Raw genomic sequence first — 26,960 nt, 5'->3', positions numbered from 1 at the left:
TGGGGAGAGGGTTTAGGGTGAGGGGGTTGCGCTTGGCGGTGCGTCCGGCAAAAGCGCATCCCCCTCACCCTGCCCTCTCCCCAGAGGGGAGAGGATTATCTCAAGGTGTTTACGACATCACTGCGCCATGGCGGCCTTCTTCGGCGGCGAGGCCGGCCAGGACTTGATGAGCTGGTCGTAGTCCACCGTCTCGCCCTTGGGCTTCTCGTTGGACAGCTTGCGCTGCGGCGCGGTGGTGCCGTCCTTCTCGGCCTTGGCGAACCAGAACTCCGCCGACTCCTTCTTGTTCAGCTTCGGCCCGCATTCGCCCTGCACGCCCGACCGCTCCAGACGCTCCATTACCGAGTCCTGGGCCGCGGCCAGCGCGTCCATCGCCGCCTGCGGCGTCTTGGCGCCGGAAGAGGCGTCGCCGATGTTCTGCCACCAGAGCTGCGCCAGCTTCGGGTAATCCGGCACGTTCACGCCGGTCGGCGTCCACTGCACGCGCGCCGGGGAGCGGTAGAACTCGACCAGCCCGCCCAGCTTCGGCGCGCGCTCGGTGAAGCTCTTGTCCCAGATGTCGCTTTCCCGGATGAAGGTCAGACCGACATGGCTCTTCTTCAGGCTGACCGACTTGGACATGGTGAACTGGGCGTAGAGCCACGCCGCCTTGCGGCGGTCCACCGGGGTGGATTTCAGCAGGGTCCACGACCCGGCGTCCTGGTAGCCCAGCTTCATGCCGTCCTTCCAATAGGCGCCCTTGGGCGATGGGGCCATGCGCCATTTCGGCGTGCCGTCGGCGTTCACCACCGGCAGGCCGTCCTTCACCATGTCGGCGGTGAAGGCGGTGTACCAGAACATCTGCTGCGCGACGTTGCCCTGGGCCGGCACAGGGCCGGATTCGGAGAAGGTCATGCCGGCGGCCTGCGGCGGCGCGTATTTCTTCAGCCACTCCACGTATTTGGTGACGGAGTAGACGGCAGCCGGGCCGTTGGTGTCGCCGCCCCGCTCGACGGAGGAGCCGACCGGGCTACAGCCCTCCATGCGGATGCCCCACTCGTCCACCGGCTTGCCGTTGGGCAGGCCCTTGTCGCCGTTGCCGGCCATCGACAGCCACGCGTCGGTGAAGCGCCAGCCCAGAGACGGGTCCTTCTTGCCGTAGTCCATGTGGCCGTAGACCTTGACGCCGTCGATCTCCTTCACGTCGTTGGTGAAGAACTCGGCGATATCCTCGTAGGCCGACCAGTTGACCGGAACGCCGAGATCATAACCGTACTTGGCCTTGAACTTGGCCTTGATGTCCGGGTTGGTGAACCAGTCGTAGCGGAACCAGTAGAGGTTGGCGAACTGCTGGTCGGGAAGCTGGTAGAGCTTGCCGTCCGGCGCCGTGGTGAAGGACGTGCCGATGAAGTCTTTCACGTCCAGCGTCGGCAGGGTCACGTCCTTGCCCTCCCCGTCCATCCAGTCGGTGAGGGGAACCACCTGCTTGTAGCGGAAATGGGTGCCGATCAGGTCGCTGTCGTTGATCCAGGCGTCGTAGATGTTCTTGCCGGACTGCATCTGCGTCTGGATCTTCTCGACCACGTCGCCTTCCTGGATCAGGTCGTGGCGCAGCTTGATGCCGGTGATCTCGCTGAAGGCCTTGGCGAGCGTCCGGGCCTCGTACTCATGGGTGGTGATGGTTTCGGAGACGACGTTGATCTCCATCCCGGCAAAGGGCTTGGCGGCGTCGATGAACCACTGCATTTCCTTCAGCTGCTCCTCCTTCGACAGGGTCGAAGGCTGGAACTCGCTGTCGATCCAGCGCTTGGCCGCCTCGATGTCGGCGAAGGCCGGGGCCGATGACAGAAGAAGCGCCGCCGCGGATGCGGAGGCGAGATACAGGGTACGCATCGTTTATTCCTCCCGTTTCCATTGTTATAGGCCCGTTCCGGCCGGCAACGGCCGGCCGTCACACCCAGCGGAAGACCGCCGCGGCGTAAAGAAGCGAAAGCGCGGTCGCGTAGTGCACCTCCCCGCCCACCAGCCCCAGCCAGGCGAGGTGGATGAAGGCGCTGCCGAGCAGCGTGATGAACAGCCGGTCGCCGCGCGTCGTGGTGATGCCCAACACGCCGGGGCGCGCCACCTCCGGCCGGTTGAGCGCCAGGACGGTCAGCAGGGTCAGCAGCCCGGCGATGACGGCGAAGAAGGCGCCGGTCTGCCAGGTCCAGGCCATCCAGGCGAGGTGTTCGGTGACGGTGTCCATGGCGGCGTCCTCCCTCCCGTCAGACGCGGCCCAGGGCGAAGCCCTTGGCGATGTAGTTGCGCACGAACCAGATCACCAGCGCGCCGGGCAGGATGGTCAGCACCCCCGCCGCCGCCAGCAGCCCCCAATCCATGCCGGAGGCCGAGACGGTGCGCGTCATCGTCGCCGCGATGGGCTTGGCGTCCACCGAGGTCAGCGTGCGCGCCAGCAGCAGTTCGACCCAGCTGAACATGAAGCAGAAGAAGGCGGTGACGCCGATCCCGCTGGCCACCAGCGGCATGAAGATCTTCACGAAGAAACGCGGAAAGCTGTAGCCGTCGAGATAGGCGGTCTCGTCGATCTCCCGCGGTACCCCCGACATGAAGCCCTCCAGAATCCACACCGCCAGCGGCACGTTGAACAGGCAGTGGGCCAGCGCCACGGCCAGCGGCGTGTCGAACAGACCGATGGCGGAATAGAGGTTGAAGAAGGGCAGCGCGAAGACCGCCGCCGGGGCCATGCGGTTGGACAGCAGCCAGAAGAACAGATGCTTGTCGCCGACGAAGCGGTAGCGCGAGAAGGCGTAGGCCGCCGGCAGGGCCAGCGCGATCGACAGCACCGTGTTCAGCGCCACATATTGCAGCGAGTTCAGATAGCCCGAATACCAGGACGAATCGGTGAAGATCCGCCGGTAATTCTCGAAGGTCAGGGTGTGCGGCCACAGCGTCAGTCCGCTGACGATCTCGGTGTTCGTTTTCAGGCTCATGTTCACGAGCCAGTAGATCGGCAGCATCAGGAACAGGATGTAGAGCGTGAGGACGATCCGTGCGCGCAGCATGGCCCGTTTCCTTTGCTAGTTCCGTTGCGCGTCCATGCGCGTCATGACCGTGTAGAAGACCCAGCAGACCGCCAGAATGATCAGGTTGTAGACGATGGACAGCGCCGCCGCCTTGCCCAGGTCGAACTGCCCCAGCGCCAGCTTCACGAGGTCGATCGATACGAAGGTCGTCGAGTTGCCGGGACCGCCGCCGGTCACCACGAAGGGCTCCGTGTAGATCATGAAGCTGTCCATGAAGCGCAGCAGAACGGCGATCAGCAGCACCCGATGCATCTTCGGCAATTGGATGTTGCGGAACACCGCCCAGCGCGAGGCGCCGTCGATCCTTGCGGCCTGATAGAAGGCGTCGGGGATGGAGCGCAGGCCGGCGTAGCAGAGCAGCGCCACCAGCGAGGTCCAGTGCCAGACATCCATCGTCACGATGGTCACCCAGGCCGACAGCGGGTCCGCCGTGTAGTTGTAGGGAATGCCCAGCCGGTTCACCGCCCAGCCCAGCAGGCCGATGTCCTCGCGGGCGAAGATCTGCCAGATGGTGCCGACGACGTTCCACGGGATCAGCAGCGGCAACGCCAGCACCACCAGAGTCGCCGCCACCCGCCAGCCGTGGCGCGGCATGCTCAGCGCCACGGCGATGCCCAGCGGCACCTCGATCAGAAGGATCAGCAGCGAGAACAGCAGGTTGCGCCACAGCGCGTCGAAGAACCGCCCGCCGAGGTCGGTGGAGGGGTCGAGAAGCTCCTGGTACCAGCCGATGCCGTTCCAGAAGAACTGGTTGTTCCCGAAGGTGTCCTGCACCGAGTAGTTGACCACCGTCATCAGCGGCAAAATGGCCGAGAAGGCGACGATCAGCAGAACCGGCAGCACCAGCAGCCAGGCCCCCTGGTTGACGGGCTTGTCCATCACGCCGCCTCCCCTTCCACGAGCGTTCCGTCCGCGTAGACATGCACCATGGCGGGGTCGAGCAGCAGCGACGCCTCGTCCCCCGCCAGCGTCAGATCCTCCGGCACCGTCGCCGCCATCGGCAGGCCCGACAGCTCCACCCGCGCGATGCGCGTGCGCCCCAGATCGTCCAGCCGGCGCACCCGCACCGGCACGCCGCCGGCCCCGGCGGGCGCCAGCGTGGCGAACTCCGGCCGCACGCCGATCTCGATCTTCGCCCCACCATTCAGGGCGGGATAGCCGCGGCGCAGCGCGATGACGTGCCCGCCGACCCGCGCGGCGCGGCCCGAAACCTCGGCCGGCAGGACGTTCATGCCCGGCGATCCGATGAAATGGCCGACGAAGACGTGGGCGGGCCGCTCGAACAGCTCCTGCGGGCGGCCCACCTGGACGACGCGCCCGTCGTGCATCACCACCACCTTGTCGGCGAAGGTCAGCGCCTCCGTCTGGTCATGGGTCACGTAGATCATCGTCAGGTCGAGCGCGCGGTGCAGCGCCTTCAGCTTCGACCGCAGCTCCCATTTCAGATGGGGGTCGATGACGGTCAGCGGCTCGTCGAACAGGATGGCCGCCACGTCCGGGCGGACCAGCCCACGCCCCAGCGAAATCTTCTGCTTGGCGTCGGCGGTCAGGTTCCGCCCGCGCCGGTTCAGGTCCGCCGTCAGGTCGAGCAGCCCGGCGATCTCGCGCACCCGCGCGTCGAGCGGCGCCCCGCGCAGGCCGCGGTTGCGCAGCGGGAAGGCGAGGTTCTCGTAGACCGTCATGGTGTCGTAGACGACGGGGAACTGGAAGACCTGGGCGATGTTGCGCGCCTCGGTCGGCAGCGCCGTCACGTCCTTGCCATCGAACAGGACCCGCCCCTCGCTGGGGGTCAGCAGGCCGGAGATGATGTTCAGCAGCGTGGTCTTGCCGCAGCCCGACGGCCCGAGCAGGGCATAGGCGCCACCCTGCTCCCACACATGGGTCATCGGCTTCAGCGCGTAGTCGTCGTCGCTCTTCGGGTTGGGGGTGTAGCTGTGGCCGAGGGATTGAAGGTCGATGCGCGCCATGCCGTCCGCCCTCCCGTCACGCCGCCATGACCAGCGGCGGCGCCGCGGCCAGCCGCCCGTCATGACCGAACACGAACAGCCGCCGCGGGTCGATGAAGCACTCGATCCGCTCGCCCGGCTCGACCTCCAGCACGCCGCGGGTGACGGCGACCCAACGGTCGGTTCCGCCATCGGTGCGCGGCAGGTCGATGTGGACGAAGCTCTCCGACCCGGTGATCTCGCTGACCGCCACCGCACCGCTCAGGGACATCGCATCAGCGTGGGGCCGCGTCAGGTGCAGGTGGTCGGCGCGGAAGCCGATGGTGTAATCGTCGTCCGGCAGTTCCGCCAGGACGCCGCGCGCCGGCCCATGCTCGCCCGTCGCCAGCACGATCTGCAGGCCGCGCTTGTGCACCCGCATGGTGTTGAGCGGCGGGTCGGAGAAGACGCGCGCGCTGGTCAGGTTGGCCGGGCGACGGTAGACGTCCGGGGTGCGCCCGAACTGCGCCAGCCGCCCTTCCCACAGCGTCGCCGTGTTGCCGCGGAGCAGCAACGCCTCCGCCGGCTCCGTCGTCGCGTAGACGAAGACCGCGCCGGTCGCGGCGAAGATTTTCGGCAACTCCTCCCGCAACTCCTCGCGCAGCTTGTAGTCCAGGTTGGCCAGCGGCTCGTCGAGCAGGACGAGCTGCGCCTCCTTGACCAGGGCACGGGCGATGGCGGTGCGCTGCTGCTGGCCGCCGGACAGTTGCTGCGGCGTGCGCTGCAAATAGGGCTCCAGCTTCAGCAGGCGCGCGGCCTCCCGCACCTTGCGGTCGATCTCGTCCTTGGGCCGGCGGGCGACCCGCAGGGGGGAAGCGATGTTCTCGTAGACGGTCAGGGAGGGGTAGTTGATGAACTGCTGGTAGACCATGGCGACGGAGCGTTCGCGGACGTGCCGCCCGGTCACGTCCACCCCGTCCACCAGCACGCGCCCGGCGCTGGGCACGTCCAGCCCGGCCATCAGCCGCATCAGCGACGTCTTGCCCGACAGGGTCGGCCCCAGCAGAACGTTCAGCGACCCACGCTCCAGGCTCAGCGACACGTTCTCGAGGTGAACGTGGCCGCCGACATGCCTGCTGACCTTGTCCAGAACCAAGCCCACCGGCCTTCCTCCCCAATATTCATTTTTTCTTTATTGAGATGGTTCTTGTCGCCGTTTTTCCACGCCCGCTATTCGGCAGCGTCGGATGCCCTCTCCCTCCGGCTGCGCTCCTCCGTCATGAAGGCGTTGAGCGCCTGGGCCTGGGCGGCGTCCAGCCGCAGCCCCAGCTTGGTCCGGCGCCACAGCACGTCCTCGGCGGTCTCCGCCCATTCCTCCGTCATCAGGTAGCGGACCTCGGCCTCGGTCAGGGTTCCGCCGAAGTCACGGCCCAGATCCTCCGGCCGTGCGGCGCTGTCGAGAATCCGGCGGGCGCGTGTGCCGTAGGTGCGCACCAGCCGCTCCAGATGCGGCTGCGTCAGGAAGGGCGCCCGCCCGCGCAGTTCGGCGACCAGCGCGGCGACGCCGTCCACCGGGAAATCGCCGCCCGGCAGAGTCCCGGCGCTGCTCCAGTCCGACGCTCCCGGAGCCAGCTTCGGCAGGAAGGGAGCCAGCTTGGCGATGGCCGCGTCGGCCAGACGGCGGTAAGTGGTGATCTTGCCGCCGAAGATGTTGAGCAGCGCCGCCTTCCCATCGCCCGGCGCGTCGAGCGCCAGCACATAGTCGCGGGTCGCCGCCTGCGCCGTCGAGGCGCCGTCGTCGTAGAGCGGGCGGACGCCGGAGTATGTCCACACCACGTCGGCGGGCGTCACCGGCTTGGCGAAATAGTCCCCAGCGGCGGCGCAGAGATAGGCGATCTCCGCCTCCGACGCGCGGACGTCCGCCGGATCGCCCTGATAGTCGTTGTCGGTGGTGCCGATCAGGGTGAAGTCGCGCTCGTAGGGGATGGCGAAGACGATGCGCTTGTCGGCGTTCTGGAAGATGTAGCAGCGGTCGTGGTCGAACAGCTTCGGCACCACGATGTGCGAGCCCTGGACCAAACGGATGCGCGCGTCCACCGTGGAGCGCGCGCCCTGCCGCATCACCTCCGACACCCAGGGGCCGGCGGCGTTGACCAGCGCGCGGGCGCGGATGCTGCTGCGCTGGCCGCTGCGCGCGTCCTCCACCGTCACGGTCCACAGCCCGTCCTCGCGGACGGCGCCCAGGAAGCGGGTGCGGGTGCGGATCGTCGCCCCCATCCGCGCGGCGTCCTGCGCGTTCAGCACCACCAGACGCGCGTCGTCGACCCAGCAATCCGAATATTCGAAAGCGCGACCGAAACCGGGCTTCAGCGGTTTCCCTGCCGGATCGCTGCGCAGATCGAGCCCGCGCGTGCCCGGCAGCTTCTCCCGCCCGCCGAGATGGTCGTAGAGGAACAAGCCGAGCCGCAGGAACCAGGAGGGCCGCAGGCCGGGCAGATGGGGCAGGACGAAACGCAGCGGCCAGATGATGTGCGGCGCCATGCGCCACAGCACCTCGCGCTCGCGCAAGGCCTCGCGGACCAGCCGGAACTCGTAATATTCCAGGTAGCGCAGGCCGCCGTGGATCAGCTTGGTCGAGGCCGAGGACGTGCCCGACGCCAGATCCTTCTGTTCGCACAGATAGACGGAGCAGCCCCGCCCCGCGGCATCGCGCGCGATGCCGGAGCCGTTGATGCCGCCGCCGACGATGGCAAGGTCGTAGACCCCGGCCATCCATCCCTCCTCTCCGTTGTGCGCCCGCCCCTTGCGGTCTGCGCCTTTGTTTTCGTTTCAAACGGTAGCCGAGGGTTCAGCGGGCCGCAATACGAAAAAAGTGAAAGCGATACGAAAGGACATGGCTCCATCCCCCCTCCCTCGTTGGGGGAGCCGGTGAACTCCGGGAGCGCCGGCGGGTTATCCAGGCAACCGGAACCGGAGGACCGCGTGTTCGAGTGGATCGCAGACATGGTCGAAAGCGGCGGCTACGCCGGCATCGCGCTTCTGATGCTGCTGGAGAACGTCTTTCCGCCCATCCCATCGGAACTCATCATGCCCCTGGCCGGCTTCGTCGCCGCCCGCGGCGACCTCAGCCTGCCGCTGGTGGTGCTGGCGGGCACGGTGGGGTCGGTGGCCGGAGCGCTGTTCTGGTACTACGCCGGGCGGTGGCTGGGCAGCGAGCGGCTGAAGCGGCTGGCTGCCCGCCATGGCCGCTGGCTGACCGTGGCTCCCGCGCAGGTCGACGAGGCGACGGGCTGGTTCCGCCGCCACAGCGCGGCATCGGTGCTGATCGGGCGGCTGATCCCGGCGGTGCGCACGCTGATTTCCGTCCCCGCCGGGATCGCCGGGATGGGGCTGGTGCGCTTCCTGGTCTATTCGACCCTCGGAACGGCCCTGTGGTCGCTGGTCCTGGCCGGCGCCGGCTATCTGCTGGAGGGCCAATACGACAAGGTGTCGGGCTGGATGGACCCGGTGGCCAAGCTGGTCATCGCCGCCTTCGCCGGCTGGTACGCGTACCGCGTCGCCACCTTCCGTCCGCAGGAGCAGAACTGACGGGGAGTGCCCCCGTCAGTGTCCGCTAAGCCGGCCTCCCTCACTCCTTGGCATCGTCCTTCGAACCGCGGGTGGGCAGGTCCTTGCGTTTGGCGGACGCCATCTCCCGCAGTTCCTTTTCGCTCATCGATTTCGCCATGTCCTTCGACGCGCCGCGCAGACTGGACTCCGGCTGCTCGCCGCGCTTAGCCGCCAGCGCCGCGCCGGCGGCCATCTGCTGCTTCTTGGATTCCGCCTTGCTCATCCGATCCCTCCACCTGTGATGTGAAAGCGCTTTCCATCAACAGGATGGGGAGGGGTTTCGTCGTGCCGGCGAGCGCTGCAACCTTTGATGAGCCGTCGCGCTCCGTTTGCTCCGCCACGATCGGAGCAACCCTCGCCAAAGCAGGATAACCACACGTTGGTGTGTCGATAGCATTCCGCATTCGTAATGTGGCTTTCTCTTCTGTCAAAATTTCTTTGAGTTGCATCATGCGTTGACAATCCCCTTTTAGGACGTATTCTCGGCGACCTAATCCCTTTTTGGGACGCATATGACGTTTCTGTAAAAACTCGTCGCAAATTGTCCCGTCGGATCATTGCAACGCCGAAGGAATTGTGGGGACTTCGATGCCCGACACCACGCCGCACCTCCCCACCGAACACCTTCATCTGTCCAACAGCTTCGGGCCGGTCAGACTTTGGCCCGATCTTCGTCTGCATGAGGGATTCGAACGGCTTGCGGACCGGCACCCCACCGCCCCGGCGGTTGTGACGGAGAACGGAACCCTGGATTACGCCGGGTTGGACGCGGCGGCCAACGCGCTGGCCCACGCGCTGCTGGCCTTCGGGTTGCTTCGGGAAGAGCCGGTCGGCGTGCTGACGGAGCGGTCGGGCGCGCTGCCGCAGGCGTTCCTCGGCATCCTCAAGGCGGACGGCGTCTATGTGCCGATGGTCGCCGACCTGCCGGCGGAGCGGCTGGCGAACATGGCGCGGCAAGCGGGGATGCGGCTGCTGATCGCGCTGGACGGGGTGGTCCCGCCAGACGCGCTGACCGATGCCCTGGCCGCCAACTGCCGGCCGGAGCGGCCGCAGGCCGTCCTGCGCCCCGAAGCCCTGGACGGCGACAGCCTCGCCAAGGCGACGGAACGCCCGGATCGGTCCGGCCCGGTGAACGGGCTGGCAAGCGGACTGGCGGTCATCCTCTTCACCTCCGGGTCCACCGGCCAGCCAAAGGGCGTGCTGATCCAGCACGACGCCTGCGTGAATCTGGCGCTCGGCCACACGGAGGCGCAGGGCGTCGGGCCGGGCGACCGGGTGCTGCTGTCCACCTCCCCCGGCTTCATCCTGGGATTCCGCGAGCTGTGCCTGCCGCTGCTCTCGGGGGCCGCCTACGTCCCGGCCTCACGCGCGCTGATCGACGATCCGGCCCGGCTGCTTGACCATATGGCCCGGTTGGGCGTGACCATCGCGCTGTTCACGCCGTCCTACCTGCGGCTGCTGCGTGGCGCCGTGCCGGCGGGGCTGCGCATGATCCTGACCGCCGGGGAACGGCCCAACCCCGACGACGCGCGGCATTACGCCCGCCATCTCGACTATTGGAACATGCACGGCGCCACCGAGGTCTGCGGCACCATCTGCATGCACAAGGTGAATCCGGACGGCGACGGCCCGCTGCCCAGCGGGCGGCCTTTCACCAACAACGCCGTCCATCTGCTCGACCGCCATGGCAATGAGGTGCCCGGCGGCGCGGTCGGTGAGATCCATGTCGTCGGACGGGGCGTCTCGCGCGGCTACCTGAACCAGCCCGAGCTGACGGCGGAGAATTTCGTCGAGACACGCTTCGGGCGCGCTTACCGCACGCATGACCTGGGACGCTGGAACCGAGACGGCGACCTGGAGACGCTGGGCCGCGCCGACGACATGGTGAAGGTGTCAGGGCAGTCGGTGTCGCTGGGCGAGATCGAGCGGACGCTGTTGCGCCACCCGCTGGTCAGCCGCGCCGCCGCCCTTCAGCACCAGGGCCGCCTGACCGCCATCGTCGAGAGCGCCGATCCGGAGGCGGCCCAGTCGGAAGACTGGCGCTCGTTCCTCGGCCGCAGCCTGCCCGCCTACATGGTGCCCGCTCGGGTGAAGGCCGTGGCTCGCATGCCGATCAGCTCCGCCGGCAAGACCGACCGCCGCGCCCTGCTGACGCTCGCCGAAGAGGCGTTGACCGCGGCGCGCGGCACGGGCGGAACACCGCCGCAAGGCGATCTGGAACGGGCCATCGCCACGGTGTGGGAGGAGGTGCTGGACACCCGCCCGGTGATGCGGGACGACCCGTTCTTCGCCATCGGCGGCACCAGCCTGCTCGCCATCGCGGTCGGGCAGCGCCTCCACGCGCTCGGCCATCCGGTGACGGTGCCGGTGATCCTGGCCTCCCGAACGGTGGAGACGCTGGCCCGCCGCATCGCGGAACAGAAGGGCGAGGACACCGAGCCGCCGGACCTGGGCGAAGGTCCCGCCACCGCCGGACAGGAGGATTTCTGGGTCGCCGCCAAGCTCGGCCTCGCCGCCGCCGGGTCGCACGTCGTGCGCGCCCTGTCGGTGCGCGGCCCCGTTCCGGAGGTGGAGCGCTGGCGCGCCGCCTGGGCCGCTCTGCTGGAGCGTCACCCGGCCCTGCGCACCGCCTTCCACGCCGACGCCGACGGACGGGTGCGCTGGCGCACGGTTCCCACCGCCGCCCTGCCGCCCGCAGCCGGCTTCTCCATCGACCGCTGTCACCTCCCGGAGGAGGCGCGGGAACTGATCGCCGGCTATGCCGAGACGCCCTTCGCCCTGAGCGAGGCACCGCTGGCCCGCGCCGGCCTGATGCTCATCGAGTCCGGCAACGAGACGCTGTTCTGGTTCGTGCTGCACCACGCCGTGGTGGACGGCCAGTCCGCCCGCACCGTGCAGGAGGACGTTCCGTCCCTGCTGCTGGGCCGCCCCCTGCCCCCGGCGGCACACGGAATCGCGCTGGCGGCGCGGGACGAGGCGCGCCATCTCCGTTCCGACCGGGCGGCGCAGGACCGCGCCTTGTGGCAAGCCAAACTGGACGCCCTGCCGCCGGAGGCGTTCGAAGAGCTTCCGCTCGACCAGCCGCGCCCCACCACGCCCGGCGGTCGTTCCGCCCCGCCCCTGGCCGAGCGGCTGGACGCCGCGACCACCGCGGCCCTTGCAGCCATCGCGAAGGCGCAGGGCGTCGGCCTGCACGGCCTGCTGCTGGCGATCCTGGCGGCGGAGGCGCGGCGGCGCGGCGGGCGGTCCGACCTGATCCTGGGCACCGGCGTCTCCCTGCGCCCGGCGGGAGCGGAGGACACCGTCGGGCATTTCGTCAATCTGGTGCCGGTCCTTCTTCCGGGCACCACGGCGGCATTGGCCGCACAGGTCCGCACCGCCCAGGACGCGCTGACCGAGTCGGTCGGACACGCCGGCCTGCCCGCCAACCTGATCCAGCGTGAATTCCGCCAGCGCCACCCCGACGCTCTGCCGCCCGCCCGGCCCAACCTCTTCGCGGTGGCGCTGACCGCCAACCCGCCACGGACCAGCGCCGATCCGTTCAGCGGCCTGTCGCTGACCCCACGACGCCTGCCCGGCGCGCTCGCCCACCCCGCCGCCGGCCTCGACCTCGCCTTCAGCCACGAGCCGGTGACAGCGGAGGATGGCGACGGGCTGGAACTGGCGCTGCTGTGGAACCCGGACGTTTACACGGAGACCACCGCGCGCTCCTGGCTGGCCGGCTTCGCCGCCTGGGCGCGCTGGCTGGCCGCCGACCCGACGCGCCTGGACTCCCCGCTGCCCGCGCTGCTCCCGGAGGAGTCGGTCCTGCTCAAGCGTTGGGAATTTGGCGAGGAGCGTCCCCGCCCGGCCCGCCGCGCCCATGAGCTGTTCGCGGAAATCGCCGCCCACCAGCCGGATCGCCCCGCCGTGGTCACCCGCAGCGGCGTGCGGACCTATGGCGACCTGAACCGGGACGCCGACCGCATCGCCGCCGCCCTGCTGGGCTGCGGTGTGGCGCGGCAGGACGCCGTGGCGGTGCTGACCGGCTGCGCGCCGGGCCTGCCCGCGGCGGTGCTCGGCGTCTGGAAGGCCGGGGCGGCCTATCTGCCGTTGGCCCACGACCTGCCGCCGGAGCGCATGGCCTACATGGTCCGCGATGCCGGCGTCCGGCTGCTGATCGCGCTGGACGGCCAGCCCGTCCCGCCCGCCCTGACCGAGGCCGTGCCGACGCTGATCCGCCCCGAGACTCTCGAAAGGTCCGCCGCACCGACCGCCGTGGCCGGGGCGCCGGACGACCTTGCCTACATCATCTACACCTCCGGCACGACCGGGCATCCGAAGGGCGTGGCGGTCCGTCACGACGGTTTCGTCAACGCCGCGCTGGCGACCGGGGAGACGGTCAGCCTGCGGGCCGACGACCGCATGGCGCTGGCGGCAACGCCGGGATTCGACGCCTCGCTGTGGGAACTCGGGTTGGCGCTGCTGCACGGGATGGCGCTGGTGCCGGTGCCGCCGGAGTTGCGCGACGATCCCTGGGCGCTGAAGGACGCTTATGCGGCGTTGGGCGTGACCGTGGCCTTCCACGCCCCGTCCTACCTGCGGGTCAGCCAGGAGAAGCCGTTCCGCGGCCTGCGAGTCCTGCTGACCGGCGGTGAGGCGCCGAACGCCGACGACGCCCGCCACCACGCCGCCGATCTGGCCTTCTGGAACGCCTACGGCCCCACCGAGGCGAGCATCCTCGTGTCGATGGGCCCCATCTTGCCGGACAGCGGACGCGGCGGGCCGGTGCCCGCCGGGCGCCCGCTGCCCAACACCCGCGTCACGCTGCGCCGTCCGGATGGCACGCCGGTTCCCCCGGGCCTGCCGGGAGAACTGTGGCTGGGCGGGGTTGGACTGGCCCGCGGCTACCTCAACAACCCCGACCTGACCGCCCGCGCCTTCGTCGAGACGGCGGAGGGCCGCTTCTACCGCACCGGCGATCTCGGGCGCTGGACGGCGGACGGCCAACTGGTCCTGTGCGGACGCATCGACCATCAGGTGAAGCTGCACGGCCAGCGCGTCGAGCTTGCCGAGATCGAGCAGGACCTGCTGGCCCATCCCGCCGCCGCGCAGGCCGTCGTGCTGGTGGACGCCGCGGCGGAGGGCACCAAGGCGTTGCGCGCCTTCGTCCGCGCCAAGGACGGCGCTGCCCTGCCGGACGAGGAGGCGTGGCGCGCCTTCCTTGCCGACCGTCTGCCCGCCTTCATGGTGCCGGCCAGCGTGACGGCGGTGGACAGCATTCCCCTGACGCCCGCGGGCAAGATCGACCGAGACGCCCTGCTCCGCCTCGCATACGCCCATGGCGATGCCACCACGGCGAAGCGGCAAGCGCCGCGGGACGGGCTCGAACACCGCGTTGCCGCCCTGTGGGGCGGCCTGTTGGGCGAGGAGGTCGCGCGCACCGACAATTTCTTCGCGCTCGGCGGCAACAGCCTGCTGGCGGTGACCATCGCGCACCGGCTGTCCCAGGAGCTGGGTGTGGCCGTCCCGGCGCGCGCCCTGTTCGCCGCCCCGACCCTGGCCGGCTTCGCCCGCAAAGTGGCGGAGCTGAGCGAGGCAGATGCGCCGCAGGCCGACGCGGACGAGTCCGACCTCGCCACCGAAGGGGAGCGCGAATTCTGGGTGGCCGAGGCGGCGGGGCTGGACACGCGGCCCTTCATCATCCCGGTGATCCGCGCCGTGGAGGGGGATATGCCGGACGCGGCCCGCTGGTCGAACGCCTGGACGGCGCTCGCCGAGCGGCACGAGGCGTTGCGCACGAGCTTCGCGGAGGACGCCGAAGGGCGGTTGCGCCGCCACATCACCCCCACCATCGACGTCACCCCGGAGCTGTCCAAGCAACCCGACCGCGCCGCGGCGCTGGCCCACATCCGCGCCCGCCAGGGCCAGTCCTTCATCATGGCGACCGCGCCGCTGTGGCGCGCCGGGCTGGTGACGCTGACGGACGGCGGCGCGCCGCTGTTCTGGATGGCGATCCATCATTCCATCGGCGACGGACGCTCGGTCGGCATCCTGCTGGAGGAACTGACCGCGTTGCTGGCGGGTGAGACCCTGCCTCTTCGGCCCACCCGCTACACCGCCACGGCCGCCCGTGAGCGGCGCTATCTGGACGGCCGGGACCGCGCGACGGACGAGGCCCATTGGCGGGACCTGCTGTCCGCTCTGCCCGCCGAGGTGTTCGACGACTGGCCGCTCGACACGCCACGCGCCGCCACGGCAGCACCGGGCAGCCACCGCTTCGAGTTGCGGTTGGACCCGGCCACCGCCTCGGGGCTGAAGACGGTCGCCCGCCGGCACGAGGCCAGCCTGCACGCCGTTCTGCTGACCCTGCTGGCGCGCGAGGTGCGGCGACGCACCGGGCGCGGCGCCGTCACCATCGGCACGACCGGCGACATCCGGGAAACCGCCGAGGACGCGCGGGTCGTCGGTTACGGCGTGAACATGCTGCCCTTGGCCTTGCATCCCGCTGCCGGTACTCCCTTCGGGACGGAGCTGCGCGCCACCCAGGCGGCTCTGGCCAGGGCGCTGCAACACGCCCGCCTGCCCTTCGCGCGGATCTGCCACGGCTTCTGGACGGATCGCCCGCAGCAACGCGACCCGGCCCGCTACCCGCTGTTCGACATCGCGGTGACGGAAAATCCGCAGAGCGCGCCCGCCGCCGGCCCGCTGCGCCTCGTCCGCCCCGATGGCGACGGGCCGGCCTACGAGCGCACCGGCCATTCGCCCGGACAGGACATGGTGCTGATCCATGAAGGGCTGGCCGACGGCGGGCTGCTGCTGCAATGGCACGTCAATGCGGCACTCTACGCCAAGGACACGGCGGAGCGCTGGTTCGACGCGCTGGCCGGCTGGGCGCGCTGGCTGGGCGGCGACGCCGCCCGCGCCGACGTGTCGCCACCCGCCCTGCTGCCGGAGGAGGAGGCGACGCTCGCGGCGTGGGAACACGGCCCGGCGGTGGAGCGCCCGGCGCTGCCCTTCCACGCACTGTTCGAGCGGCTGATCGACCGTCCCGGCACCGGCCAGGGCGGACGCCCGGCGGTCATCGCCCCCGACCGCGTCCTGACCTACCGCGCCGTCGAGGCGGAAGCCAACGCCATTGCCCACGCCCTGCGGGGACGCGGGGCGGAGCGCGGCAGCGTGGTCGGCGTGCTGACCGGCCGCTCGCCGAACCTTCCCGCTGCGCTTCTCGGCGTGTGGAAGGCGGGCGCGGTGTATCTGCCGCTCGCCGCCGATCTGCCGGCGGAACGGCTGGCCTTCATCGCCGGAGACGCCGGGGCGGCCCTGCTGCTGGCGCTGGACGGCGCTGCGGTGCCCGACGCGCTGTCCCCCCTGCCCCTTCTGCGTCCGGAGGACCTCTCCGCCGATTTCCGCACGGCGCAGGCCCACCGCCCGCAAGCCCCGCGTCCACAGGCTACGACCGGACCGGAGGACACCGCCTACATCCTCTACACCTCCGGCTCCACCGGCCGCCCCAAGGGCACGCCGGTCAGTCACGGCGCCTACGTAAACATGGTGCTGGGAGCCGTCGAAACCTTCGGCCTGACCGCCGAGGATCGGACGCTGATGTTCGCCTCGCCCTCCTTCGACGTGTCGCTGTCGGACATCGGCGTGCCACTGGCCGCCGGGGCGGCGCTCTGCGCCGTTCCATACGAGGTGCTGAGCGCCCCGGCGCGCCTGATCGCTTTCCTGACGGAGCAGCGGGTAACCGTCGCCGACCTCACCCCGACCTATCTGCGCCTGTTCGACGGGGCAGACCTGCCGTCGCTGCGCATCCTGGTGACCGGTGGCGAGGCGCCCCTTGCGTCCGACGTCCGGACCTACGCCGGGCGGCTGCGCTACTACAACGCCTACGGCCCGACCGAGAACACCGTCACCAGCGCCATGGGGCTGTTGGGCACGGAGGACCGGGGCTTCCTGCCCGTTGGGCGCCCGCTTCCCAACACGTCGGTGCACATCCGCGACGCGGCGGGCCACCCGGTGCCTCCGGGCGCGGTGGGAGAGATCTGGCTGGGCGGCGCCAACCTCGCCCGCGGCTATCTGAACCGTCCTGAGCAGGAGGTGGCGGTCTTCGTCGGGACGGGTGCCGGACGGCTGTACCGCTCCGGCGACCTCGGGCGCTGGCGCGCCGACGGCGAGCTGGAGGTGCTGGGCCGCATCGACGATCAGGTGAAGCTGAACGGCATCCGCATCGAACTCGGCGAGATCGAACAGGCGCTGGGCGCCCACCCGGACGTCGCGCAGGCTGTGGCCCTCGTGCAAGGCAAGGCCGGCTCCGCGCAGAGCCTGTGGGCCTTCGTCCGCCCCATTCCCGGCAAGCCGGTGCCAGCCGAGGACTCCTGGCGCGGCTGGCTGGCCGACCGGTTGCCCGCGGTGATGATCCCGGCCGGGGTGATCGCGGTGGAAACGGTGCCGGTGACGGCGTCGGGCAAGGTGGACCGCGCAGCGCTGCAAGGGCTGATCGCCGGCCACGCCCCGCAAGGAGCGCGGATGGCGCCGCAGGGCCGGCTTGAGGAGACCGTCGCCCGCATCTGGGCGGAGCGGTTGGGCCGCGGCCCGGTCTGGCGCGACGACAATTTCTTCGCGCTCGGCGGCCACAGTCTGCTCGCCATCGCCGTCGCCCACGCGCTGGAAGCGGAGCTGGGACACCCCGTCTCCGCCCGCGACCTGTTCACCGAGCCGACCCTGCGCGGTTTCGCCGCCCGCCTCGCCGCCACAGCTCCCGTGGATGCCCCAACCGACGCCGAATCCGACCGCGCGACCGAAGGCCAGCGGGAGTTCTGGGTGGCCGAGCAGGCCGGGCTGGACACCCGCGGCTTCACCATCCCCCTGACGCTGTCGGTGGAGGGCGACGTCCCGACCGACGAACGCTGGCAAGCCGCCTGGACCGCCCTGGCGGAGCGGCACGAGGCGTTGCGCACCGGTTTCCAAGAGGACGAAGGCGGCACGCTCCGCCGTGTCGTCCAAACCACGACCACCGACCTGGAAACTGTCACGGCCTCCGACCGCGCCGCCGCGCTCGACCTCATCCGGAAACGCCAGGCGGCGCCCTTCGCCATGGCCGCTCCGCCGCTGTGGCGGGCCGGGCTGGTGCGGGTGGCGGACGGCAGCGGCACCCTGTTCTGGCTGGCTCTGCACCATTCCATCGGCGATGGGCTGTCGCTCGGCCTGCTGGCGGACGATCTCGCGGCGATTCTGCGCGGGGTGTCCCTGCCCGGCCGCGCCCCCGGCTTCGGCCGTTCCGCCGCGCGGGAGGAAGCCTATCTGGCCGGTGAGGCCGCCCGGGCGGACGCGGAGCATTGGCAACGCCTGCTCGCCGGGATCGACCCCGCCGCCTTCGAGGAATGGACGCTCGACAACACCCGTCCGCCGGTGCGCAGCACCGAAACGGCCAAGGGAAGCCATTGCCACCGCGTCCGCCTCACCCCGGACGTGGCGGAGGCGTTGCGCGCCCTCGCCCGGCGCAACGGCGCCAGCTTGCACGCCCTGATGATGACGCTGATGGCGCATGAGGTGCGGCGCCGCACCGGCCGGGCAGCGTTCCTGATGGGCACCGCCGCCTCCACCCGCGAAACGGCGGAGGAGGCGGGCGTCGTCGGCTACTATGTCAACATGCTGCCGGTGCCTTTCCGGGTGGACCGGAGCGAGCCGCTGGAATCGGCGGTCAAGGCCACGCAAGGCCGTCTGGCGGAAGCGTTGCGCCATGGCCGCCAGCCCTTCGCCCGCATCCACCCGGAGTTCCGCCGCAGCCAGCCGCAGGCGCATCATCCGGCCCGCTACCCGCTGTTCGATCTGGCGGTGACGGAAAATCCGGCGATGCCCGCCCCGCCCTGCGACGGGCTCCGCTTCGCGGCCATCGACACGTTCGACGGCGACGGCATCCAGTACGAGTTGCGCCAGAGCGCCCCCGCCCAGGACCTCGTCCTGGTGCATGAGGGGCAGGCGGATGGCGGGCTGATCCTCCAGCTCTACGCCAACGCTGCCCTTTACGAACGGGAGACCGCGCAGGCCTGGACCGCGGCGCTGGCCGGCTGGGCGCGGCGGCTGGCCGATCCGCAGCGGACGCCGGGCGACCCGCTGCCCGCGCTGCTGCCGGACGAGGAAACGCTGCTCGCCGCGTGGGAGCGCGGCCCGGCGATGCCGCACCCGGTTCGCTGCTTCCACCACCAATTCGCCGCGCTGGCGCGCTCGCAGCCGGACCGCCCAGCCCTCATCACCGACGACGGCGCGGTCAGCTACGCTGCGATGAACGCCCGCGCCAACGCGCTGGCCCACGCACTGCTGACGCTTGGCTTGCGGACCGGCGACGCGGTCGGCGTCCTGACGGAGCGCTCGCCCGCCCTGCCCGAAGCGGTGCTGGCGATCTGGAAGGCCGGGGCCGCCTATCTGCCGCTGACCCGCGACCTGCCGGCGGACCGGCTGGCCTTCATCGCCCGCGACGCCGCCATCCGCGTCGTCGTGGCGCTGGACGGCCATCCTCTGCCCGACACGCTGGGGCAGGCCGGTTACGCCGTCCTCCGCCCGGAAGCCCTGACCGAAGAATTCCGCGCCGCAAACGCCCAGGAGCCGGAGGCCGGCACGCGCAGCACGCCGGGCGATCCCGCCTACATCATCCACACCTCAGGATCGACCGGGGTGCCGAAGGGGGTCGTGCTGCATCATGGCGGACTGCTGAACCTCGGCCTGTCGATGGCGCGGATGATGGGCGTCCAGCCGGACGAACGGACGCTCCTCAGTTCCTCCCCCTCCTTCGACGCCTGGATCTCCGATTCCGTGATGACCTGGGCGACCGGTGGCGCGCTGGTTCCCATCCGCCGCGCCGAAATGGACGACACCGCCGGGCTGCGCGCCAAGATGGAACGGCTGGGCGTCACCTCCGCCACCCTGCCGCCCTCCTACCTGCGGCTGTTCGAGCAGGCCGACCTGCCGACTCTGCGCATCCTGATGACGGTGGGCGAGCCGCCCAACGCCGCCGACGCCCTGCACTACGCGGCGCGGCTGCGCTACATCAACGGCTACGGCCCGACCGAGAACACCGCCGCGGCCAGCATCGGCATCCTGTCCCCGGACTCGCCGTGGATGAGCGCCGGGCGCCCGCTGCCCAACACCGCCATCCACATCCTGGACGAGGACGGCGAACCGGTTCCCCCCGGCGCCATCGGCCATGTCTGGCTGAGCGGCCTGGGGCTGGCCATCGGCTACCTGAACCGGCCCGACCTGACCGCCGCCGCCTTCGTCGAGACGGCGAAGGGCCGCCGCTACCGCACCGGCGACCTCGGCCGCTGGCTGCCCAACGGGGAGCTGCTGGTCCTCGGCCGGTCGGACAGCCAGGTGAAGCTGCGCGGCCAGCGCGTGGAACTGGGCGAGATCGAGCACCGGCTGGAGGCCCACCCCGGCGTCCAGCAGGCGGTGGCCCTGGTGGACACGCCGCCGGGCGGCGCCCAGACGCTGTGGGCCTTCGTCAGCCTTGCGCCCGACGCGGCGGAGCCGACGCAGGCCGCCTGGGCCGCCCATGCGGCGGCGGCCCTGCCCGCCTACATGGTGCCGGCGGCGGTGATCCGGGTGCCGGCGATCCCGGTGACGGTGGCCGGCAAGGTCGACCGCAAGGCGCTGCTGCAGGCGCTGGCCAACCACGCGCCCTCCGACGGCACGGCCTCCGGCGCCTACACCCCGCCGCGCAACGCGGTGGAGCAGCGGGTGGCGGAGCTGTGGGCGGAGCAGCTTCAGCGGCCCGTTCCGGGGCGAGAGGCCGGCTTCTTCGAGCTGGGCGGCGACAGCCTGCGGGCGATCGCCGTGGTCAACCGCCTGCGCCGCGAGTTCGCCTGCAGGATCAACGACCTCTACGAAGCCCCGGTGCTGGCGGAATTCGCGCTGCGCCTGCGGCCCCAGCCGGACCATCTGCACCGGGTGATCGCCGCCGTCCGATCCCACTGGCAGGACTATCAGGCGACCCTGCCCGCCTTCGACGCCGCCCGCGACCGGGCGCTGGCCGAGCAGCAGCGGGCCTACGAGGCGCGCAACACCGCCTATGCCGCCTTCGACGGGACGGAGCGGCGCGGCTACGGCGCGGTGCTGCTGACCGGCGCCACCGGCTATCTCGGCGCCTATCTGCTGCGGGAGCTTCTGACCGATCCGACGCGGCAGGTGACCGCCCTGGTCCGCGGGGCCGATGACCGGACCGCCCACGCCCGGCTCGGCCGCGTGCTGGCCGGCTATTTCGGGGCGGCGGGCGGGGCGGCGCTGATCGGCGATCCGCGCCTGACCGTGCGGGCCGGTGACCTGCGCCGCGACGGGCTGGGCCTCACACCCACGGTGCGCGGCGCGCTGGCGGAGGGGGTGCGGGCGGTCTTCCACTGCGCGGCCAACGTCAATCATTTCGGCCATTACGCGGAGTTCCATGCCGACAATGTGGAGGCGACGCGCCGGCTCCTCGACCTCGCCGCCGCGCGGCGCGGCGACCCGGCGGACTTCCACCTGATCTCCACCCTGTCGGTCACCGGCAAGGCGCCGGAGGACGGCTTCAAACTGGTCACCGAATACGACGCGGTGCCGGACGTCCTCGACGAGAACTATTACGTCCGCAGCAAGCAGGAGGCGGAACGGCTGGTCACGGCGGCGCGCGGCGATCTGCGCAACGCCAGCATCCACCGCGTCGGCAACGTCGTCTTCGCGGCGGAGGGCGGGCCGCTGCAGTTGAACCTGCGGGACAACGCCTTCTTCCGGCAACTGGCCGCCTTCGTGCGGCTGGGGGTGGTGCCCGACGATTCCCACGTCTGGCTCTGCCACGTCGATCGCGTGGCCCGTGCGGTGGCTCTGCTGGCCGGCGCCGCCGGCCTCGCCAACGAGACGCATCATGTGGAGAACCACCGCCGGGACACGCTGGCCGATTTCGTCACCTCGGCGGCGGGGATGGCGGGGGCGGTGCGGGCGGTCGGCTTCGACGCCCTGCTCGACCGGCTGGAGCGCGCCATCGGCGAACCCGACATGGACGGCGCCTTGGCCCAGACGCTGGAGGGCTTCGGCCTTTACAGCGGGCGCTCCCCCCAGGCGCGCGGGCGGCGGCAGGAGCTGACCTCCGAACGCACGCAAGCGCTGCTCGGCCGCATGGGCTTCGGCTGGCCGCCGGTTCCCCGCGCCGGGCAGGCCGACATGCTGTGCGCCGCCGCGGATCTTTTCTCCCGATGACCGCCTCCGGAGCCACCATGCTGACCCATGTCCAGGATCTCGGCTTCCGCACCGGGGAGTTCAGCGTGGAGCCGCTGCCCGACACCGAGGCAGCGCGTGCGCTGGCCGTCCTGTCCGCCCGCCACGGGACGGAAACCGACGCCGCCGCCCTCGTCCCGGACGGGCGGGAAACCGAGCTGCGCGGCGAACTGGCGGAGGCCGCGCCCGGCCTGTCCGCCCTGGCCACGGCGATCCGCGACCGGCTGGAGACCAGCCACAGCGGCGTGCTGATCCGCCGCGCCCATCTCGGCGGTCACGATCTCGACACCCGGCGCCGCCTGCTCTACGCGCTGGCCGTCGGCATCGGCGCGCCGACCGCGACCGACCGGATCGACCGCAAGGTGGTGTGGGACATCAAGCTCCGCCCCGAGCTGGTGCGCAGCGGCGCCGCCTCCACCTTCTCGGAGCACGCGGACGAGGCCGATTTCCACACCGACACCCAGTATTTCCCGGACCCCGAACGCTACATGCTGCTCTATTTCGCTCGGGCGGCGGCCTGCGGCGGCGGGCGGTCCAGCCTGCGCGACGCCCGCTGCGTCCGCGCGGCTCTGGCCGGCAGCGAGGAGGGGCGCTGGGCGCTTGACCTTCTGTCGCGGACGGCGCTGCCCTTCCGCATTCCCGCCACCTTCACCCGCACCGGGTCGCGCGACGCGGTGGAGGTGACCTTCGCCACCGTCTTCGGCGACCGCCCGCTCATCCGTTTCCGCACCGACACGCTGCGCCGCGGCCTCGCCGCCCGACCGGAGCACGACACCCCGGAGGTCCGCCGCGCGCTCGCCATCCTCCAGGCGGAACTGGACAACCCGGCGCAGCGGCTGGAGACCTTCATGGAGTCCGACAGCCTGCTGGCGATGAACAACCACGAGGCGCTCCACGGGCGCGGCGCCTTCGCCGACCCGGACCGCCACGCGCTGCGCATCCGCATCGACGACGGCACCCCGCAGGATCACGCGCGATGAACCTCCTCCGCTTGCTGGGACGGCTGGGACCGGCGCCGCTGCGCCGGCTGGTTCTCTACGCGCTGGGGTCGGCCCTCTTCTCCACGCTGGTGCTGGCTCTGGTCAACCGGGGAGCGGAGGAGATCGCCGCGGAGAAGGCCGACTTCGTCAACGTGCCGCTGGCCGCCGCCTTCGTCGCCAGCGTCCTCCTCTACATGCTCCTGGAAGGCCGCATGGTCGCCCACCTGTCGGCGGACGCGGAGGAGGTGGTGGACAGCCTGCGCATGCGGCTGCTCGACCAGATCCGCCGCGCCGACCTGTGGAAGCTGGAACGCTTCGGCCAGACCCCGCTGTTCGAAAGCGTGACGCAGAGCAGCCAGCTCATTTCGCAGAATTCGCAGTTCCTGGCGCTGACCGTGCGCTCGGTCCTGCTGACCGGGACGATCCTGCTCTACATTGCCACCATCTCGCCGGTCGCCTTCCTGCTGATCGGCGGGCTGCTCGGCGCCGGGACATGGTTCTACATCCGGCTGGGCCGCGCGCTGGAGGAGCGGCAGCGCGCCATGATGGCGGAGGAGGCCATCCTGTTCGAAGGCGTGTCGGACCTGTTCGACGGCTTCAAGGAACAGCGGCTGAACAGCGCCCGCAGCCGCGACCTGAACGACGCCTTCGCCACGGTCTCCGGCCGCACCATCACCGCCCGAGGCGCGGTGCACCTGCACACCTGGCAGCAGTTCGTGTTCGGCGAATGCGCCTTCAACCTGATGCTGGGCGTGGTCGTCTTCGTCGTGCCGTCCTATTCCAGCGCCATCTCGGCGGAGCTGGTGAAGATCACCGCCGCCATCTTCTTCATGTCGGCCCCGGTCTTCGGGCTGATGCAGTCGCTGGCGGTGATGAGCGCCGCGGAGGCCGCCGCCGGGCGCATGATGGCCCTGGAAGGCCAGCTTTCGGAGTTGGCGGAGGCCGGGAGCGACGGCCCCGCCCTGCCGGTGCCCGTCAACTTCGCCAAGGTGACGATGGAGGGGGTGGAGTTCGCCTTCCCCGCCCCGCCGGGCGAAGCGCCCTTCGCGGTCGGTCCCTTCGACCTGACCATCCGGCGCGGCGAGGTGATCTTCATCACCGGCGGCAACGGGTCGGGCAAATCGACCTTCATCAAGCTGCTGACCGGCCTCTACCACCCGCTGCGCGGGCGGATCACGGTGGACGGGGTGCCGGTCGGGCCGCAGCGCATCGCCGCCTACCGCGAGCTGATGGCGACCGTCTTCGCCGATTTCCACCTGTTCGCCCGGCTCTACGGCCAGGACGCCATCAACCCTGTGGAGGCCGCCGACCTGATGCGCTGGATGGAGATGGAGCGGGTCACCGCCCTGGAGGGCGACCGCTTCGGACGGCGCGACCTGTCCGCCGGCCAGCGCAAGCGGCTGGGCCTCGTCGCGGCGATCCTGGAGAAGGCCCCGATCCTGATCCTCGACGAATGGGCCGCCGACCAGGACCCGCATTTCCGCTTCAAGTTCTACCGGGAAGTCGTGCCGGAGTTGAAGCGGCGCGGCCTGACCATCGTGGCGGTGACCCACGACGACCATTACTTCGACGTCGCCGACCGCCGCCTGCACATGGAGGAAGGCCGCCTGACCGAACTCGCCCATAAGACGGAGGGCGTATCATGAGGCTGGCCGCCATCGTCCTGCGCGAGCTTCCGGACAATCTGCGCACGCTCGCCCTGATGAACGTCCTGTCGGCGATCGCGACCGCGGCGCTGCTCTGGCTGGTCGACGCCGCCGCCAAGGACGCCGCCAAGGGCATCGTCAGCCCGCGGCTTCTGGTGATGTACGCGGTCACGGTGACGCTGTTCGGGGTGACCCACAATTACGCGCTGGTCACCGCGTCCCAGGACGCCGAGCGGCTGATCCACAAGATCCGCCTGCGCCTGTTCGATCTGGTGCGCCGCGCCGACCTCGTGACCGTGGACCGCATCGGACGGGCGTCCCTGCACGGCGTGCTGACCCAGGACACCCAGACGCTGGCCCAGACCCTGCCCCTTCTGGCGATCGGCGGGCAGCAGGCGGTGATGCTGGTCTTCCTGGCGGTCTATCTGGCCTGGCTGTCGCCGCTGGCCTGCGTGATGGCCTTCGCCTTCGCCGGCATCGCCGTGGCGGTGAAGGTCGCGCGGGTGCAGCGCCTGCGCCGCAACATGATGGAGGCGGCGGCGGCGGAGTCGCGCGTCTTCGACGGGCTGACCGACCTGCTGCGCGGCTTCAAGGAGGTGCGGATGAACCGCCACCGCGGCGACGGGCTGATCCGCGACCTCGCCGACGCCTCGTCCCGGGCGCGGGCGGTGAACGTCGACATGAAGGAGCGGTGGGGCCGCAACTTCGCGCTGGTCGAGGGGATGTTCTACACGCTGATCGGCATGATGGTCTTCGTCGTGCCGCTGTTCACCACCGGCTATCACACGGTGGTGGTGGCGGCGACCACGGCGGCGCTGTTCATCGTCGGGCCGGTCAGCACCGTGTCCTTCGTCACCCCGCTGGTCGCCCAGACCGAAATGGCCCTGTCCAACATCGAGGCTATGGAGGAACGGCTGCGCGCCGCCGCCGGCAGCGCCCCGGACGAGGGGACGGAGCGGCTGCCCGGCCCGCCCACGCGCATCGCGCTGACCGACGCCACCTTCGCCTATCACGATGACTCGGGCGCGCCCGTCTTTGCCGTGGGGCCGCTGTCGGCGGAGTTCCGGGCGGGCGAGATCACCTTCGTCACCGGCGGCAACGGCTCCGGCAAATCCACGATGCTGCGCCTGCTGACCGGGCTGATGCCGCTGGACGGCGGCCAACTCCTCGCCGATGGGGAACCGGTGCCGGCGGAACGGATGCAGAGTTACCGCGACATGATCTCGGCCATCTTCTCCGACTACCACCTGTCGCGCCGCCTCTACGGCGTCGCCGACCCTGACCCGGCGCGCGTCCGCGCCCTGCTGGAGCGGCTGGAGATGCAGGACAAGGTGACGGTCGCGGACGGCGGCTTCAGCACCGTCGCCCTGTCCACCGGCCAGCGCAAACGCCTCGCCCTGGTGGTCGCGCAGTTGGAGGACAAGCCGGTCATCGTGCTGGACGAATGGGCCGCCGACCAGGACCCGCATTTCCGCCGCGTCTTCTACGAAGAGCTGCTGCCCGAGTTGAAGGCCGTGGGCAAGATCGTCATCTGCGTGACCCACGACGAGCGCTGGTTCGGCCTCGCCGACCGCGTCTATCACATGAACGAGGGCCGCATCGAGGAAGGCCACGGCCACCCTCACCTGTTCGCGCTGGAGCCGGCGTGATGGCCCCGCCCCTGTCCTCGCCACTGTCCTCCACCCTGCCCTCCTGGCTGCAAGGCTTCCGGACGGCTTCGGCGCCGCGCCGCACCCTGGCCTGCTTCCCCTACGCCGGGGCCGGGGCCGCCGTCTTCCGGGACTGGGCGTCGCACGTCGGGCCGGACACCGAGTTGCTGGCCGTGCGCCTTCCGGGACGGGAGAGCCGCATCGGCGAGCCGCCGCTGCACCGGGTGGAGGAGGCCGTACCCGCCCTCCTGGCGGCGCTGGAGCCGCTGGGCGAACGGCCGCTGATCCTGTTCGGCCACTCGCTGGGCGCGGCGCTGGCCTACGCCACGGCCCGTGCGCTGGCGGCGCATGGTCGCCCGCCCGCCCTGCTGGCGGTGTCGGGGCGCCGGGCGCCCCACCTTCCGTCGCGGCGGCCACCCGTCGATGGCCTGGACGATGCGGACTTCCGCGCCCGCCTCGCCGCGCTGGGCGGCACCCCGCCCGAGGTGCTGGCCTGCGACGACCTGATGGAGCTGATGCTGCCCATGCTGCGCGCCGACTTCGCCATGTCCGATGGGTTCCTCGAACCTGATCCGCCGCCGCTTCCGGTGCCGATCCTGGCCTTCGCCGGGGCGGAGGACACCGAGGCCACAGTGGCGGAGGTCGCCGGGTGGGAACGGCTGGCCGGGGCGGGATTCAGCCTGTGCACGCTTCCCGGCGGCCATTTCTTCCTGCACGAGCAGCGCGCGGTGATTGCCGAACATCTGACAGAAGAAAATTTTCGAAACACCAATTGAGCGTTGATATTCTTTTTGATGGCAAATCCTTTGACGAAGACAACCGTATTCGTTAGCCCATATGACGGTGCCGCCGGCCACCACCGGCGGCG

Annotated in this window: 14 protein-coding genes; 6 read left to right on the top strand and 8 right to left on the bottom strand. The window is 70.6% G+C overall.

Annotated elements, in window-relative coordinates:
* Positions 1-117: 117 nt before the first annotated feature.
* From ACWPN5_RS25695 to glpD, 7 genes are all read right to left on the bottom strand, one after another.
* The gene (locus ACWPN5_RS25695) at positions 118-1,872 is read right to left on the bottom strand and encodes an ABC transporter substrate-binding protein (RefSeq protein WP_492298185.1); all 1,755 of its coding nucleotides are present in this window, start codon (positions 1,870-1,872) and stop codon (positions 118-120) included.
* Positions 1,873-1,930: 58 nt separating this feature from the next.
* Complete coding sequence (locus tag ACWPN5_RS25690; RefSeq protein WP_014242528.1) at positions 1,931-2,224, bottom strand: DUF2160 domain-containing protein; 294 nt, start codon at positions 2,222-2,224, stop codon at positions 1,931-1,933.
* A gap of 19 nt (positions 2,225-2,243) precedes the next feature.
* Positions 2,244-3,041, bottom strand: coding sequence for a carbohydrate ABC transporter permease (locus ACWPN5_RS25685; protein ID WP_014242527.1), 798 nt, complete (start codon positions 3,039-3,041; stop codon positions 2,244-2,246).
* Between the two features lie 15 nt (positions 3,042-3,056).
* Positions 3,057-3,941 (bottom strand): carbohydrate ABC transporter permease, encoded by an 885-nt coding sequence (locus tag ACWPN5_RS25680; RefSeq protein WP_059399526.1) that lies wholly within the window; start codon positions 3,939-3,941, stop codon positions 3,057-3,059.
* Positions 3,941-5,029, bottom strand: a complete 1,089-nt coding sequence (locus ACWPN5_RS25675; protein ID WP_137117695.1) for an ABC transporter ATP-binding protein — start codon at positions 5,027-5,029, stop codon at positions 3,941-3,943. The genes ACWPN5_RS25680 and ACWPN5_RS25675 overlap by 1 nt, the downstream gene beginning before the upstream one ends.
* 16 nt (positions 5,030-5,045) lie before the next feature.
* A complete protein-coding gene (locus ACWPN5_RS25670) occupies positions 5,046-6,149 on the bottom strand; it encodes an ABC transporter ATP-binding protein (protein ID WP_040136345.1) in 1,104 nt (367 codons plus the stop codon).
* A gap of 68 nt (positions 6,150-6,217) precedes the next feature.
* Positions 6,218-7,759, bottom strand: coding sequence for a glycerol-3-phosphate dehydrogenase (gene glpD / locus ACWPN5_RS25665; protein WP_492298182.1), 1,542 nt, complete (start codon positions 7,757-7,759; stop codon positions 6,218-6,220).
* A gap of 210 nt (positions 7,760-7,969) precedes the next feature.
* Between glpD and ACWPN5_RS25660 the strand changes: the two genes are divergently transcribed.
* The gene (locus tag ACWPN5_RS25660) at positions 7,970-8,575 is read left to right on the top strand and encodes a DedA family protein (RefSeq protein WP_492298180.1); all 606 of its coding nucleotides are present in this window, start codon (positions 7,970-7,972) and stop codon (positions 8,573-8,575) included.
* A 40-nt stretch (positions 8,576-8,615) separates the two neighbouring features.
* On the opposite strand, the gene ACWPN5_RS25655 is transcribed toward ACWPN5_RS25660, so the two are convergent.
* Positions 8,616-8,819, bottom strand: coding sequence for a DUF3008 family protein (locus tag ACWPN5_RS25655; protein ID WP_145687823.1), 204 nt, complete (start codon positions 8,817-8,819; stop codon positions 8,616-8,618).
* 365 nt (positions 8,820-9,184) lie between these two features.
* On the opposite strand from ACWPN5_RS25655, the gene ACWPN5_RS25650 reads away from it, so the two are divergent.
* The 5 genes from ACWPN5_RS25650 to ACWPN5_RS25630 are packed head-to-tail and all read left to right on the top strand — an operon-like array spanning position 9,185 to position 26,868.
* A complete protein-coding gene (locus ACWPN5_RS25650; protein ID WP_492298179.1) occupies positions 9,185-21,799 on the top strand; it encodes an amino acid adenylation domain-containing protein in 12,615 nt (4,204 codons plus the stop codon).
* The gene (locus ACWPN5_RS25645; protein ID WP_145687846.1) at positions 21,796-22,797 is read left to right on the top strand and encodes a TauD/TfdA family dioxygenase; all 1,002 of its coding nucleotides are present in this window, start codon (positions 21,796-21,798) and stop codon (positions 22,795-22,797) included. The genes ACWPN5_RS25650 and ACWPN5_RS25645 overlap by 4 nt, the downstream gene beginning before the upstream one ends.
* Complete coding sequence (locus tag ACWPN5_RS25640) at positions 22,794-24,443, top strand: ATP-binding cassette domain-containing protein (RefSeq protein ID WP_492298176.1); 1,650 nt, start codon at positions 22,794-22,796, stop codon at positions 24,441-24,443. The genes ACWPN5_RS25645 and ACWPN5_RS25640 overlap by 4 nt, the downstream gene beginning before the upstream one ends.
* A complete protein-coding gene (locus tag ACWPN5_RS25635) occupies positions 24,440-26,092 on the top strand; it encodes a cyclic peptide export ABC transporter (RefSeq protein ID WP_492298174.1) in 1,653 nt (550 codons plus the stop codon). Before ACWPN5_RS25640 ends, ACWPN5_RS25635 begins: the two co-directional genes overlap by 4 nt.
* Positions 26,092-26,868, top strand: coding sequence for a thioesterase II family protein (locus tag ACWPN5_RS25630; protein ID WP_492298172.1), 777 nt, complete (start codon positions 26,092-26,094; stop codon positions 26,866-26,868). The genes ACWPN5_RS25635 and ACWPN5_RS25630 overlap by 1 nt, the downstream gene beginning before the upstream one ends.
* Positions 26,869-26,960 lie beyond the last annotated feature (92 nt).

The sequence above is a fragment of the Azospirillum sp. UENF 211521 genome (genome assembly GCF_058780535.1).
Note: the sequence above shows the minus strand (reverse complement) of the source record. Positions and strands in the feature narration are given on the sequence as shown.